General features: G+C 46.1%; 12 protein-coding genes. 7 read left to right on the top strand and 5 right to left on the bottom strand.

Annotation, left to right across the window (positions count from 1 at the left end; all coding sequences use genetic code 11):
• Positions 1-3: 3 nt before the first annotated feature.
• On the bottom strand, positions 4-1,101 hold the full coding sequence (gene lptF / locus J4N39_RS01685) for an LPS export ABC transporter permease LptF (protein WP_252021388.1): 1,098 nt from the start codon (positions 1,099-1,101) through the stop codon (positions 4-6).
• 190 nt (positions 1,102-1,291) lie between these two features.
• Here lptF and pepA point away from each other — a divergent pair, with 190 nt between their 5' ends.
• The 5 genes from pepA to J4N39_RS01660 all read left to right on the top strand — a co-directional run bounded on the left by pepA (position 1,292) and on the right by J4N39_RS01660 (position 7,576).
• Positions 1,292-2,803, top strand: a complete 1,512-nt coding sequence (pepA, locus tag J4N39_RS01680) for a leucyl aminopeptidase (protein WP_252021386.1) — start codon at positions 1,292-1,294, stop codon at positions 2,801-2,803.
• Between the two features lie 59 nt (positions 2,804-2,862).
• Positions 2,863-3,315 carry a DNA polymerase III subunit chi gene (locus tag J4N39_RS01675; RefSeq protein WP_252021385.1) on the top strand — a complete coding sequence of 151 codons (453 nt, stop codon included), beginning with the start codon at positions 2,863-2,865 and terminating at the stop codon, positions 3,313-3,315.
• A gap of 75 nt (positions 3,316-3,390) precedes the next feature.
• On the top strand, positions 3,391-6,249 hold the full coding sequence (locus J4N39_RS01670) for a valine--tRNA ligase (RefSeq protein ID WP_252021384.1): 2,859 nt from the start codon (positions 3,391-3,393) through the stop codon (positions 6,247-6,249).
• 128 nt (positions 6,250-6,377) lie between these two features.
• Positions 6,378-7,112, top strand: a complete 735-nt coding sequence (locus J4N39_RS01665; protein WP_252021383.1) for a substrate-binding periplasmic protein — start codon at positions 6,378-6,380, stop codon at positions 7,110-7,112.
• 95 nt (positions 7,113-7,207) lie between these two features.
• Positions 7,208-7,576 (top strand): DUF2061 domain-containing protein, encoded by a 369-nt coding sequence (locus J4N39_RS01660; RefSeq protein WP_252021382.1) that lies wholly within the window; start codon positions 7,208-7,210, stop codon positions 7,574-7,576.
• Here the strand turns inward: J4N39_RS01660 and J4N39_RS01655 are convergent.
• The 4 genes from J4N39_RS01655 to rraB all read right to left on the bottom strand — a co-directional run bounded on the left by J4N39_RS01655 (position 7,573) and on the right by rraB (position 11,251).
• On the bottom strand, positions 7,573-8,574 hold the full coding sequence (locus J4N39_RS01655) for a M48 family metallopeptidase (protein WP_252021381.1): 1,002 nt from the start codon (positions 8,572-8,574) through the stop codon (positions 7,573-7,575). The two genes, J4N39_RS01660 and J4N39_RS01655, sit on opposite strands and share 4 nt — an antisense overlap.
• The gene (locus J4N39_RS01650; protein ID WP_252021380.1) at positions 8,574-9,743 is read right to left on the bottom strand and encodes a YjgN family protein; all 1,170 of its coding nucleotides are present in this window, start codon (positions 9,741-9,743) and stop codon (positions 8,574-8,576) included. The genes J4N39_RS01655 and J4N39_RS01650 overlap by 1 nt, the downstream gene beginning before the upstream one ends.
• 156 nt (positions 9,744-9,899) lie before the next feature.
• Positions 9,900-10,679: a glycosyl hydrolase 2 galactose-binding domain-containing protein gene (locus J4N39_RS01645; protein WP_252021379.1), complete on the bottom strand. Its 780-nt coding sequence runs from the start codon at positions 10,677-10,679 to the stop codon at positions 9,900-9,902.
• A gap of 149 nt (positions 10,680-10,828) precedes the next feature.
• On the bottom strand, positions 10,829-11,251 hold the full coding sequence (gene rraB, locus J4N39_RS01640; RefSeq protein ID WP_252021378.1) for a ribonuclease E inhibitor RraB: 423 nt from the start codon (positions 11,249-11,251) through the stop codon (positions 10,829-10,831).
• Between the two features lie 551 nt (positions 11,252-11,802).
• Here rraB and arcA point away from each other — a divergent pair.
• Both arcA and argF read left to right on the top strand, forming a co-directional pair.
• A complete protein-coding gene (arcA, locus tag J4N39_RS01635) occupies positions 11,803-13,023 on the top strand; it encodes an arginine deiminase (RefSeq protein ID WP_252021377.1) in 1,221 nt (406 codons plus the stop codon).
• Positions 13,024-13,156: 133 nt separating this feature from the next.
• Positions 13,157-14,161: an ornithine carbamoyltransferase gene (argF, locus tag J4N39_RS01630; RefSeq protein WP_252021375.1), complete on the top strand. Its 1,005-nt coding sequence runs from the start codon at positions 13,157-13,159 to the stop codon at positions 14,159-14,161.
• The last annotated feature ends 14 nt before the right edge of the window (positions 14,162-14,175 follow it).

Genomic DNA, 14,175 nt, shown 5'->3' with positions numbered 1-14,175 from the left:
GAATTACGCCGCCTTTCTTCTGTACTTGTCTTTCAATCGACGGAACCAAAGACTATCGATACTGTTTATCGCTATTCCCACTAACAGTGTGCCTCCATTCAACGCCCACATGCCGATATAGGTTGGCAAGCTTCCCGCCTGCATTGCCGACTGGCAGGTACTAAGTAGCAAGAAGTAGGTCAAATATATCAGTACCGCTGGGGCCATTTTTGCAAATCGACCTTGGCGAGGGTTAACCGCTGAAAGCGGGATAACGATCATGGTTAACAGTGGAATACAAATCACCAATGATATCCGCCACTGCAGTTCTGCTTGCGCATAGCGGCTGTCATCACCAAGCAACTCTATTGTCGGCTTCGCCATCCAACCTAAATCTGGTGCTTGCCCCTGCTTTTGACCAATCAAGGCTTCATACTCCTGATAGTCAGTCACCATGTAATCCAAACGAGTGGGTATGCCTTCGTATCGCTTACCATCTTGTAGCTTTAAAATTTGGCGGCCATCGGACAATTCATGGGTAGTACCGGATTTGGCAAACATCACACTTGGACGAATCGAATCTTGCGGTGTTAATTGAGCGATAAAAACGTTCTTCAACTCTTTCTTGTCGATATCATCGATAAACACTACCGCTCGTCCATCAGGCGAGCGTTGAAATTGCCCTTTTTGCAGCAGCTCAATGGTGTTATCTGTCGCAACATCTTGGTAAACCTGCGCCGTTTGAGCCTGGCTCCACGGAGCGAGCCACAAAGAGTTAAATCCTGCGACAGCCCCAGTAATAATGGCCAAATACATCGCTGCACGGATCAAAAACTTGTTTCCGATCCCGGTGGCATTCATCACTGTGATTTCACTTTCAGCGTACAATCGGCCAAAAGTGACTAAAATACCTATATAGAGGCTTAACGGTAGCATCAGCATGGCCATCGTCGGCATATTTAAGCCAACTAAGGTCAAAATGAGACCAGATGGAATATCACCATCTGATGCGTCTGCAAGCACTGCGATGAATTTTTGGCTCACAAAGATCAAAAACAGCACCAAAAAGACCGAAATTTGAGCCTTGAGTGTTTCTCGGATCAAATATCTAACAATAATCACGCGGGAAATACCTATAGAAAACTTGTTTTTTTAATTGAATCACTATAATTTCTCGTTGAATCTTTTATTTTTTAGTTTTTGACTAAATGTTAGCCAGCGAATGCATCACTAAGTTTCAACGTGAATACGCAAAATAAGCGGGCATTATCTAACATTTAGTTTAGTTTGTCTTCAGGATGTAGGAGTACGCATGGAGTTCAGTGTAAAAAGTGGCAGCCCTGAGAAGCAGCGCAGCGCATGTATCGTTGTGGGTGTTTTCGAACCGCGCCGCCTTTCTCCGGTAGCCGAGCAGCTAGATAAAATTAGCGACGGTTACATCAGTTCACTACTACGACGCGGTGACTTAGAAGGTAAACCAGGTCAAATGCTGCTTCTGCATCAAGTACCTGGCGTACTGTCTGAGCGTGTTCTACTGGTAGGTTGTGGTAAAGAGCGTGAGCTAGGCGAGCGTCAATATAAAGAAATTATCCAAAAAACCATCAGCACGCTGAACGAAACCGGCTCTATGGAAGCAGTATGTTTCCTTACTGAACTTCACGTAAAAGGCCGAGATACTTACTGGAAAGTTCGCCAAGCGGTTGAATCTACCAAAGATGGCCTATACACCTTTGACCAATTCAAGAGCACTAAGCCTGAAACTCGCCGCCCACTTCGCAAGTTAGTATTTAACGTACCAACTCGTCGTGAGCTAAACATTGGCGAAAAAGCGATTGCACATGGCCTTGCCGTAGCATCAGGTGTCAAAGCAAGTAAAGACCTAGGCAACATGCCGCCAAACGTTGCTAACCCAGCTTACCTTGCTTCTCAAGCTCGTCGCCTAGCCGATGAGTACGAGACGGTAACGACCAAGATCATTGGCGAGCAAGAGATGGAAAAACTGGGCATGACTTCTTACCTAGCGGTAGGTCGTGGTTCTCACAATGAATCTATGATGTCAGTCATTGAGTACAAAGGTGCTCCAGACCCAGACACCAAACCAATCGTACTGGTAGGTAAAGGCCTTACCTTCGATTCAGGTGGTATTTCTCTAAAACCAGGCGCAGGCATGGATGAGATGAAATACGACATGTGTGGTGCGGCATCCGTATTCGGTACCATGAAGGCACTGGCTAAGCTTAACCTGCCAGTCAACGTCGTCGGTATTCTAGCTGGCTGTGAAAACATGCCAGGCAGCAATGCTTACCGCCCAGGTGACATCCTAACGACTATGTCAGGTCAAACTGTTGAAGTACTTAATACTGATGCAGAGGGCCGACTTGTGCTATGTGATGCTCTAACTTATGTTGAGCGTTACGAGCCAGAGTGTGTGGTTGACGTTGCAACTCTAACCGGTGCATGTGTTGTAGCACTTGGCCATCACATCAGCGGTGTTATGGGCAACCACAACCCACTTGCGCACGAACTGGTAAATGCATCTGAGCAAGCGGGTGACCGTGCTTGGCGTCTACCTATGGGTGAAGAGTACCAAGAGCAGCTGTCTAGCCCATTTGCCGATATGAGCAACCTAGGCGGTAAGTCAGCAGGTACTATTACTGCTGCGTGCTTCCTATCTCGCTTTGCGAAGAAATACCACTGGGCGCACCTTGATATTGCAGGCACAGCTTGGGTATCTGGTGGAGCAAACAAAGGCTCAACGGGCCGTCCTGTCTCAATGCTAGTCCAGTTCCTTTTGAACCGCAGTGGCCAAGAGACCGAAGAGTAATCTTCAAAACTTTCGAAAAGGGCCGCAAGGCCCTTTTCTTTTATATGGGGTGAGAAGCGATGGCAATAGCAACCTTTTACATTGTTAACCCGGATAGCGAGCAAGCCACTGAAACAGGTTTTCTTGCGTATGCGGTATTCCTTGCTCAGCATTTTGCTAAGCAAGGCGCTAAAGTTTATCTCAACGCCCATAACAAATCGCAAGCAGAAGCACTTGCAGAATGTTTATGGCAAGTCGAACCTGAGCAATTTATCGCTCACAACCTACTTGGGGAAGGGCCGAAGGGAGGCACACCAATTGAAGTGGGTCACTCTGGTCTCAAACCAAGTTGGCATCGCCAACTTGTTATCAATTTGGCTAACGATCAGACAAATTTTGCCCGAACATTCCAACAAGTGGTAGACTTCGTGCCTTGCGATGAAAAAGCGAAGCAACTCGCCCGTGAAAGGTATAAAATTTACCGTCAATCAGGGTTTGAATTGCAAACCATCGAAATTGAAAAGACTCACTAAACTCTATACGTAAGCCTTGTGCTTTACGTATAGAGTTTAATTGCAAACGAACAATCGGTATCCATTAAGAGCGCTATGGAAAAGACATACAACCCAACATCAATCGAACAAGCTCTGTATCAGGCTTGGGAAGAGAAAGGCTACTTTAAGCCACACGGTGACACGACTAAAGAATCATACTCAATCATGATCCCGCCACCGAACGTCACTGGTAGCCTGCACATGGGCCACGCATTCCAGGACACCATCATGGATACGCTTATCCGTGCTGAGCGTATGAAGGGCAAAAACACCCTTTGGCAGGTGGGTACTGACCATGCGGGTATCGCAACGCAGATGGTTGTTGAGCGTAAGATTGCAGCAGAAGAAGGCAAAACTAAGAACGATTATGGTCGTGACGCTTTCATCGACAAGATCTGGGAATGGAAAGGCGAATCTGGCGGCACTATCACTAAGCAGCTGCGTCGCCTAGGTGCATCAGTAGACTGGGATCGTGAGCGATTCACTATGGATGACGGCCTATCTAACGCTGTACAAGAAGTTTTCGTTCGTCTCTACGAAGAAGATCTTATCTACCGTGGTAAGCGTCTAGTTAACTGGGATCCAAAACTACATACTGCGATCTCTGATCTAGAAGTAGAGAACAAAGATAAAAAAGGCCACATGTGGCACTTCCGTTACCCGCTAGCAGATGGTGCTCAGACAGCTGAAGGCAAAGATTACATCGTTGTTGCGACCACTCGTCCAGAAACCATGCTTGGTGACACTGGTGTTGCGGTAAACCCAGAAGACCCACGTTATAAAGATCTGATCGGTAAAGAGCTAATCCTTCCGCTAGTTGATCGCCGTATCCCTATCGTGGGTGACGAGCACGCAGACATGGAAAAAGGCACAGGTTGTGTGAAGATCACCCCTGCGCACGACTTCAATGACTACGAAGTTGGTAAGCGTTGTAAGCTACCAATGATCAACATCCTGACTTTCGATGCCAACATCCGTGATGCAGCAGAAGTATTCTGTACTAACGGTGAGCCAAGCGATGCATACTCAACTGAGCTTCCAGCGGAATTCCAAGGTCTAGAGCGCTTTGCAGCTCGTAAAGCGATTGTGGCTAAGTTTAAAGAGCTAGGTCTTCTTGATGAGATCAAAGATCACGACCTAACCGTACCTTACGGTGACCGTGGTGGCGTAGTTATCGAGCCAATGCTAACGGACCAGTGGTACGTACGTACTGCTCCACTAGCAGAAACGGCAACCAAAGCGGTTGAAGATGGTGAGATCCAGTTCGTTCCTAAGCAATACGAAAACATGTACTTCTCTTGGATGCGTGATATCCAAGACTGGTGTATCTCTCGTCAGCTTTGGTGGGGTCACCGTATCCCAGCATGGTACGACAACGACGGCAACGTATACGTAGGTCGCACTGAAGAAGAAGTTCGTGCTAACAACAACCTAGCGCCAGTCGTGGTTCTTCGCCAAGACGATGACGTACTGGATACTTGGTTCTCTTCTGCGCTATGGACTTTCGGTACTCAAGGCTGGCCAGAAAACACTGAAGATCTGAAGACGTTCCACCCATCAGACGTACTAGTAACAGGTTTCGACATCATCTTCTTCTGGGTTGCTCGCATGATCATGATGACCATGCACTTCTGTAAAGATGAGAATGGCAAACCACAAGTACCATTCAAGACAGTTTACGTAACGGGCCTTATCCGTGACGAAAACGGCGACAAGATGTCTAAGTCTAAGGGTAACGTACTTGACCCAATCGATATGATCGATGGTATCGACCTAGAATCTCTAGTTGAAAAGCGTACTGGCAACATGATGCAGCCGCAGCTGGCGAAGAAGATCGAGAAGAACACTCGTAAGACTTTCGAAAACGGCATCGAACCATACGGTACTGACGCACTGCGTTTCACCCTTGCTGCAATGGCTTCTACAGGCCGTGACATCAACTGGGATATGAAGCGTCTAGAGGGCTACCGTAACTTCTGTAACAAGCTATGGAACGCAAGCCGCTACGTACTGATGAACACTGAAGAGCAAGATTGTGGCTTCGGTGAAGGTGAAGTTGAATACTCACTAGCAGATAAGTGGATCGAGTCTCAGTTTGAACTAGCAGCAAAAGAGTTCAACGCTCACCTAGACAACTACCGTCTAGACATGGCAGCGAACACTATCTACGAGTTCATCTGGAACCAATTCTGTGACTGGTACCTAGAGCTAACTAAGCCAGTTCTATGGAAAGGCAACGAAGCACAGCAACGTGGTACTCGTCGTACGCTAATCACAGTACTTGAGAAGACTCTGCGTCTAGCTCACCCAGTGATCCCATACATCACTGAGACTATCTGGCAGAGCATCAAGCCGCTAGTGGATGGTGTTGAAGGCGATACCATCATGCTTCAAGCGCTTCCTCAGTACGACGAAGCAAACTTCAACCAGCAAGCACTTGATGACATCGAGTGGGTGAAAGCATTCATCTCTAGCATCCGTAACCTACGTGCTGAGTACGACATCAACCCAGGTAAACCTCTGGAAGTGATGCTAAAAGCAGCCAACGAAGAAGATGCCGCTCGCCTAGAAGCGAACAAGCAAGTACTGGTTTCTCTAGCCAAGCTAGAAAGCGTACGTGTTCTTGCGGCTGACGAAGAGACTCCAGCATGTGCAACCGCACTTGTAGCCAAGTCTGAGCTGATGATCCCAATGGCGGGGCTTATCGACAAAGACGCTGAGCTTGCTCGTCTAGATGGCGAAATCAAGAAGACTCACGGTGAGATCAAGCGCATCGAAGGCAAGCTAGGTAACGAAGGTTTCGTGGCGAAAGCACCTGAAGCGGTTGTAGCTAAAGAGCGTGAGAAGCTTGAAGGCTACAAAGAGACACTAGTGAAGCTAGAAGAGCAAAAAGCGACGATTGCAGCGCTTTAATCTATTAAGCTAACACACTCAAAAGGCAGCGATTTCGCTGCCTTTTTTATTGTCTGCGCAACCATTTCAGGAAATACTGATATATCTCGGCTAGGATTAAAAAAGTACCACCAGCTTTGGGAGTGGCCGTGAAAAAATACATCTCTGCACTGCTATTTGTATTTAGCCTTACTTTACTACCTCATTTTTCTAACGCCGATGAGCATACGATTACCATTGGGGCTGGTGAATGGCCACCATTCATAGGTCAAGACCTCCCAGAACAAGGCTTTGTCGCTAAAATTTTACGCGAGTCCTTCGCTAATGAAGGGTATGAAGTGGAATTTGTATTTCGTCCTTGGGCAAGGCTCTACCAAGATGCCAAACTCGGTAAATACGACGCAACAGCAATATGGATGTTCGATCACAAGCGCACAATCGATTTTTACTACAGCGCTCCGGTAAGCAAAGAAGAGTTTGTTTTCTTCCACCACATCGATCAAGCCTTTGATTGGAAAGTCATGGAAGACATTATTGGAATGCACTTAGGTGGAGGCATTGGATACAGCTACGGCGATCAACTCAACCATCTTATTGAAAGTGAGCAAGTCACCATGGATAGGGTCAAGCAACCTATTCAGAACCTGAAACGCTTAGCTTTGCACCGCATCGACCTCTTTCCCGAGGAGCGACACATTGGCTACTACACACTGGAACAACAAGCGCCAGATCTAAGAGACCAGATCACTCACCACCCAACGCCGTTTCTCTCCAATTCAAATTACCTACTCTTTCCTAGAGTAAACGCCAACAGCTTAGCGCTGGTTGAGATATTTAATCGCGGCTTACTAAAGTGGAAAAAGGAGAATGGCGATAACCAATAGCTAAAAACTATCAAAATAATCGAGATAACCCATTTCAACTAATGAGAATAATTATCAATAATAAAGCTACACCCAATAACACAGGTAGCTAAATTATGATTAAGACCATCAGTTTTGCCAGCGTTCACTTTACTATCGCTTCTATCGTGGCTTATGCACTGACGGGCGATATCCTACTTAGCAGCTTGATTGCCGTTACAGAGCCAGCCATCAATACGTTAGCTTTCTATTTCCATGAAAAAGCGTGGAAAAACAGCAGCAACGTCAAGCTCAAAACCGCTAGTTTCGCCATCGTGCATTTTACTGTCGCATTCAGTGTTGTTTGGGTGCTTTCAGGCAACCCATTGATTGGTGGCATCATGGCAATGCTAGAGCCTAGTATTAATACCTTTGCTTATTACTGGCATGAGCGTGTTTGGCAAAGTAAACACCAGGTTAACCGTCACTGGGTTGCAGCCCACTAATAAGAGGACGATGCTGCACTTATCCTCTGCTCAATGTCTGGGTGGCTCGACAACCACTTAGGCATTGATGTCTGATTATGCTGTTGCAACTGCACAAACATCTCTGCCATTGCCTGACTTGAACCGTATATCTCGATCATCGCTTGTTTGGCGTAGAGATCTGCTTCACGCTCTGCTTGTCGTGACTCACCATTAGCAAGAATAAACAACGCAATACCTGCAAGGTTATCGACAATACCAGTACTTTCCCCTGTAAGTAAGGCAAAGCTCACCGACAAAATACTCGAGTGAACCAATCGAGTCGTCATGTGACGGTGATACACATGACCCACTTCATGCAAGATGATGCTATCGAGTTGCTGATCGTTTTCAGCCATATTCACCAGCTCATCAAGCAGAATAATCATACCTCCCGGCAAGGCGAAGGCATTTGCCCCGAGTTTTGAAGAACGAAATTCTATTTGAATCGGGTAAGGCAAAGGATCAAGCTTAGCTATGTATTGTTGTGCTCGTGCTCGGATCGCTTGTTGCTGGCTGGCTGGAAGCTTAGAGGGCTGAAAAGATTGCTCATCTAAGGTATTGATGACCTCAGATTGCAAAGTGCTAACCAAGGTCGGTGGCAAAGACTTCGCCACCTGAAAGCTAACCCAAGGCAGAAGATAAGTATAACTGGCAAACAGCACCAGTAATGTGACCACACTACCCACCAGCCATGCAGACCAGTTTCTCTCCAGCTTATCAACACGGCTAGACTGACCATTATTTTTCAACCAAGCGTCAAGCGCTTCGGTACGAGAAGCAACAAAGGTCCAGCCATTAGGAAAAGTGATCCTAATCGGCAGATTCCCAACCGATTGAGAGATTTGTAGCTCTGCGCTCTCACAGCTTTGTGTGCCGCTATCTATGTTCAAATAAACATACTTATCGACGGAAAGATCCAACTGCGCCTCGCAGCGAACTGAGCTGCGAGGCGCATAGGCAATACCAGAAATGTGCATTAACCAATCCCAGTGCTCAAATCAAAGGCTTGAGCAATTTCATCGGTTACAGCCGATTTGACATTCGAGTCTTGGTCTAGCGCAGCCAACAATTCAAGTTCGCCCCGCACCTGGGTATTTTCGGCCACATAATTGGCTGCTCTTACCTTAGCCCAAGCCGTCCCTAAACCTAAAGTGACTACTTGCAACAGGAAGTTAGACACCACTAGCCAAACATAACTAGTAACACCAAACGTCGACTCAAAATCAAACGATGGGGCTTCTGCTTCTTCGCTCTGCGACAGAGCCAATTGGGCAAAGGTGTAATTGCGCACACAACAGGTCACATAAGCTGACAGTGCCAGTATGACCACAAAGAAACTCGCATAAATCAGGCCGAACATCACTGGCATTACGGCTTCCATTGCTCGGAAATTACCATTGAGAAGCTCATCCAAGCTTACTCCAGAAGCGAAAGTGGCAAATAGCCCTCCAGCAATGATGGCTAAGACCACCACTCCCATTGCCAAAGCTTTAAGGTAAGTGACTAAGTAAAAGCGAGTTTCAATCGTGGCGGAAAATGACCAGTCACCAAAGCGGTAACCGTTAACAAAATAACGATTCATCCCTGCCATGATCCAGGCATATAAGCCAATAAAAAGTGGCAGTGCCAGCAAACTTAAGCCTATTACTAAGGCAACAGATTGAGAAGCAAGCATACCGACAACCGCCATATAAATGATCGCCACGACCAAGGCTGCGATACCTCGACCCATCATCGCTTTATAGGCTCCCGACAACTTAGCATCGAAAGAAAATCTAACATTGCGAAAGCTGGTCATTGCAGCGTCAAAGCGAGCATTACTCCACAGCAACCAAGGCACTGCTAAGTAAAAGATGATCAGTAGCACGGCGGCAAAAAGAGGAAAAAAAGCGTTGGATACTGACCAGATAAGAACTAAGACAAGCGCAATCAAACGCCCTTTGAGTATTTGCATCGGTTTAGCATGGTAGTCGAAGCTATCACCACCAATCGAGGTATTACCATAAAAGTAGCGATTGGTTCGCACTTTCGCCCACGCTGAGTATATTCCCAACGTGACGATTGATAGAAGAATGTTGACGATCCATATACCAAAGAACTCCATTCCTCGGCCATGAAACTTCACCTGATGTTTAACCTTTTCCATTGTTTAATTTCCCTGACGTTTAAAAAGTAATCGTTGTTTTATTTTTAAGCTAAAACATTACTTTAACGTCCACTTCACATGCAAGTAATTGCTTAAATTTGTGTGTTTTTTGCACTTTAATGTGCTGTGCGTAGGAAAATTAGTCTGGTGTTACATTCAGTCAATCGGAAAATGGCGTGCACACAGCTCGGTATCGAGCGTAATAGGGATAGAAAAATGTTGCCCATCCAAGTGCACATCAAGTTGGTATGCCCCTTCTACGTCAACTAAAGGTGCTTCAATTTGGAACAACGCTGAGGTCTGATTTGAACGCATGTCCAGAGGCAGTTGGTAAGTTCGACCATCGAAACTAACGCTGGCGGAAACTAGGCCAGGTTGAAACGTCTCAAAGAAAAGATCCACTTTAAACTCACATCCTCCGCCGTGATGCCAAATCTGTTCTGTGGTCACCTGAGTCAATTTAGCATGACGGATCAATTGCAAGTACGGCTGCTGCCATATTCCTAGCTTATCTGACGACGCAGGCGCTTTGGTTAGTGCACAACTAGGTGCCTCTTCTTCCTCTAGTAACCAGTCATCATCTTGCTCCAAGAACAAAATCTCAATGCGATTGCCACCCGCTTGCAATAGCCCACGCACATTTTTACTGTCTCGAGCTTTGCTGCCATCACAATCAAGTGCGGCCACCCCATTGACTCGAACTTCAGCGTAATGAGCAATGTCTTGAAAGACGATGTCTATACATGGGAAAGCCAATTGAGACTCTTCAAGCAAAAAGTCATGCATAAGGTGCCATTCCTGTTCCAAGATGGACTGTTCTGACACAGTGTCAGGCAATACTTGGCTAAAAGCGGCCGGAAAAAACAGGTCAGCTTGAGGAATGGAAAGATCCGTCAGAGGTGAGATTTGCCAAGGGCCTGATAAAGGTAACTGCATAGATAAAATGATTTAGATCAAAAAATTCGGGCCAGTATAGCGACAATCATGTCTGATTTATATAACCCATCAAGATCGATCTATCGATGCAGCACTCTTGAAAACAAAAAAAGCCAGCATACATGCTGGCTTTCTCAGACAAGGTCGAATTACTCTTCGCCTTCCTCATCTTCTTCATCGTACAGGGCATCTTCGCCTTCGTAGAAAGTACCCCAGCCATCGTAAATGATGTCGTACTTCTCAGCGAGGTTTACAAGCTGCTCGACTTGAGCATCAATTAGCTCTGGGTCAAGTGCACACTCAGCAGAAGCATCAAAGCACATCAGCTTAGTGCCATCTTCGTCTTCAACTTCTTCAGCTTCGAGTACTTCAAAGCCCAACTTAAACGCATCTACTGCCGCTTTCTCAAGCGTTGCAAAGTCTTCAGAAAAAAGGTGGTGTTCAATCGTGTACAGAGCATCCGGCTCACTACCGTCTTCAAGCAAAGCGTTGATGATCTCACGGGTGTCTTCCTTTTGGATCGCCAGTAGTTCTTCAACTGATAGGTAGTCGTCTTGTTGAGATTGAGACATGTCGTTGCTCCAGAATAATGAGGTAAATTAAAGCGGTGTGAATATGGCATGGATCGTCATCAATTTCCACCAAGATCATAGGATCCTCCAGGAAAATTTGCTGAAAAAGCCTCTAGCACGCTAACAGATACATTATTTTAACAAAAACCGCTTTTAGCCAACTTTCAGGACAATTGTTCGTTTACCGCATAAGTGGGCAATCCCCCATATATGCGGAGTTATGAGCTATTTTTGCATAGGCCTAAGAGGTGTTAACTTGCATAAAATGTGTCTCAATAGCTGCCTCTAGTCAAATTAGTGAATACATATTCACCGTTGCACTCAGTTAAGTCAGCTCGCTTGCGCACCTAAACTGAATGTTCACTCACAACACATTACAGTGACAAACAACACTAAAATCCATAAAATAGAAAAAAGCAGCATATAAGTTTGCATATGTGTGCTTTTTCCACATATCCAAGCCACCCTGAGACTTGATACTTTATTTAATCCTTGCGATAACTAAGCCTGCCAATGATGGCCCAGCCATGGAAATTTGTAAGGATAGCCAAATGAGTAAGCTGTATGTCGGCTCTGAAGTCGGTCAATTACGTCGTGTTTTATTGCATCGCCCAGAGCGTGCCCTCACCCACCTCACGCCATCAAACTGTCAAGATTTACTGTTTGATGATGTTTTAGCGGTGGAAGCGGCTGGGGAAGAGCATGATATATTTGCTCAAACCTTACGTAAGCAAAATGTTGAAGTCTTGCTGCTGCATGATTTGTTGGTTGAAACCCTTGCAGTCAAAGAAGCCAGAGAATGGCTACTTAACACGCAAATCTCAGATTATCGCTTTGGTCCTACGTTCGCAGGAGAATTGCGCCAGTACCTTGCTGCGATGGATAACGAGCAACTCGCAACTATTTTGCTCGGAGGCCTTGCCTATTCCGAGCTACCGATTCACTCAGATTCAATGTTACCTAAGCTGCATCAGCCGCTTGATTTCGTGATTGAGCCGCTGCCAAATCACCTCTTTACCCGCGACACTTCTTGCTGGGTTTACGGCGGTGTATCGCTTAATCCAATGATGATGCCCGCTCGTCAACGCGAGACCAATCACCTAAGAGCTATTTACCGTTGGCACCCAACGTTTGCTGGCCAAGACTTCCTGTCCTACTTTGGCAATGAAGACAAACATTACGACAATGCCAATATCGAAGGTGGTGACGTATTAGTGATTGGTAACGGTGCGGTACTGATTGGTATGTCGGAACGCACCACACCACAAGGGGTTGAAAACCTCGCGGCCAACCTATTTAAACATGGCCAAGCGAGTAAGGTGATCGCCGTCCAGCTACCGAAACACCGCTCATGCATGCATCTAGATACTGTGATGACTCACATGGATGTCGACACTTTCTCGGTTTACCCTGAGATCATGCGCAGTGATTTAGAAACTTGGTGCCTAACCCCTGATGGTGTCGATGGCATGAAAGTGAAACAAGTTTCTAACTACATTCACGCTGTAGAGTCTGCATTGGAAGTTGATCAATTAAAGATCATCACTACAGGTGGCGATAGTTATGAAGCCGAGCGTGAGCAATGGAATGATGCCAACAACGTGTTAACGGTAAAACCGGGCACTGTCATCGCCTACGAGCGCAATGTTTATACCAATGAAAAATATGATAAAGCAGGTATTGAGGTACTGACGATCCCAGGCAATGAACTTGGCCGAGGTCGAGGAGGTGCACGCTGCATGAGTTGTCCGATCGAGCGTGACGGTCTGTAACGGGCAACCCTGTGAAAAAAGCCTGCAAAAATGCAGGCTTTTTTAGATTACAGCAAAATAAACATTCACAATAAGTGAATTTATATGTATAAATAGTATTCAAATCACCCACAGATGATTGCGAGGATGCGTTATGGCTTTCAACTTACACAAAAGAAACTTTCTAAAACTGCTCGACTTTTCTACTCAAGAGATCCAGTTTCTACTAGATATGTCTGCAACGCTCAAAAGCGCTAAATATGCAGGTGTTGAACAACCTAAGTTGCAAGGCAAAAACATCGCACTAATTTTTGAAAAGTCATCTACTCGTACTCGATGTGCTTTTGAAGTCGCAGCGTTCGACCAAGGGGCACAAGTGACTTACATCGGCCCTTCTGGCTCACAGATCGGTCATAAAGAGTCGATGAAAGATACCGCTCGAGTCCTTGGGCGTATGTATGATGGCATCCAATACCGTGGCTTTGGCCAAGAAATCGTTGAAGAGCTCGGCGCTTATGCGGGTGTCCCGGTTTGGAACGGCTTAACCGATGAGTTCCATCCAACGCAAATCCTAGCAGACTTCTTAACCATGATTGAGCATGGTAAAGGTAAACAGCTGCACCAAATCGCTTTTGCCTACCTTGGTGATGCTCGCAATAACATGGGCAACTCTTTGTTAGTAGGTGCCGCTAAAATGGGGATGGACATCCGCTTAGTGGCACCAAAAGCCTACTGGCCTGAAGAAGCGCTGGTCGCTCAGTGTCAAGAAATTGCGCAATCTACTGGCGCTCAAATCACCTTAACCGAAGATGTGCAATCTGGCGTGAAGGGGTGTGACTACCTCTACACGGATGTTTGGGTCTCAATGGGTGAAGCTCCTGAAGCTTGGGATGAGCGTGTGGCGCAAATGACACCGTACCAAGTCAACCAAGCAGTTATTGAAGCGACGCAAAATCCACAAGTGAAGTTTATGCACTGCTTACCTGCTTTCCACAATGATGAGACTACTGTAGGTAAACAAGTGGCTGAAAAGTACGGAATGAATGGCTTAGAAGTCACAGAAGAGGTGTTTGAATCCGATCACTCTATTGTGTTCGATCAAGCAGAAAACCGCATGCATACCATTAAGGCGGTCATGGTTGCAACGCTAGGAAATTAGATGCTTGCGAGCAT

This window comes from Vibrio sp. SCSIO 43136 (assembly GCF_023716565.1).
Lineage (GTDB): Bacteria > Pseudomonadota > Gammaproteobacteria > Enterobacterales > Vibrionaceae > Vibrio.
This window is presented reverse-complemented; position numbering and strand designations above follow the sequence as displayed.

Excerpts from the sequence above, each read along its gene's own strand:
- J4N39_RS01675 (WP_252021385.1), top strand. The coding sequence starts at position 2,863 with ATGGCAATAGCAACCTTTTACATTGTTAACCCGGATAGCGAGCAAGCC.
- J4N39_RS01655 (WP_252021381.1), bottom strand. The coding sequence starts at position 8,574 with ATGCACATTTCTGGTATTGCCTATGCGCCTCGCAGCTCAGTTCGCTGC.
- argF (WP_252021375.1), top strand. The coding sequence starts at position 13,157 with ATGGCTTTCAACTTACACAAAAGAAACTTTCTAAAACTGCTCGACTTT.
- pepA (WP_252021386.1), top strand. The coding sequence starts at position 1,292 with ATGGAGTTCAGTGTAAAAAGTGGCAGCCCTGAGAAGCAGCGCAGCGCA.
- J4N39_RS01650 (WP_252021380.1), bottom strand. The coding sequence starts at position 9,743 with ATGGAAAAGGTTAAACATCAGGTGAAGTTTCATGGCCGAGGAATGGAG.
- J4N39_RS01670 (WP_252021384.1), top strand. The coding sequence starts at position 3,391 with ATGGAAAAGACATACAACCCAACATCAATCGAACAAGCTCTGTATCAG.
- J4N39_RS01660 (WP_252021382.1), top strand. The coding sequence starts at position 7,208 with ATGATTAAGACCATCAGTTTTGCCAGCGTTCACTTTACTATCGCTTCT.
- rraB (WP_252021378.1), bottom strand. The coding sequence starts at position 11,251 with ATGTCTCAATCTCAACAAGACGACTACCTATCAGTTGAAGAACTACTG.
- J4N39_RS01645 (WP_252021379.1), bottom strand. The coding sequence starts at position 10,679 with ATGCAGTTACCTTTATCAGGCCCTTGGCAAATCTCACCTCTGACGGAT.
- arcA (WP_252021377.1), top strand. The coding sequence starts at position 11,803 with ATGAGTAAGCTGTATGTCGGCTCTGAAGTCGGTCAATTACGTCGTGTT.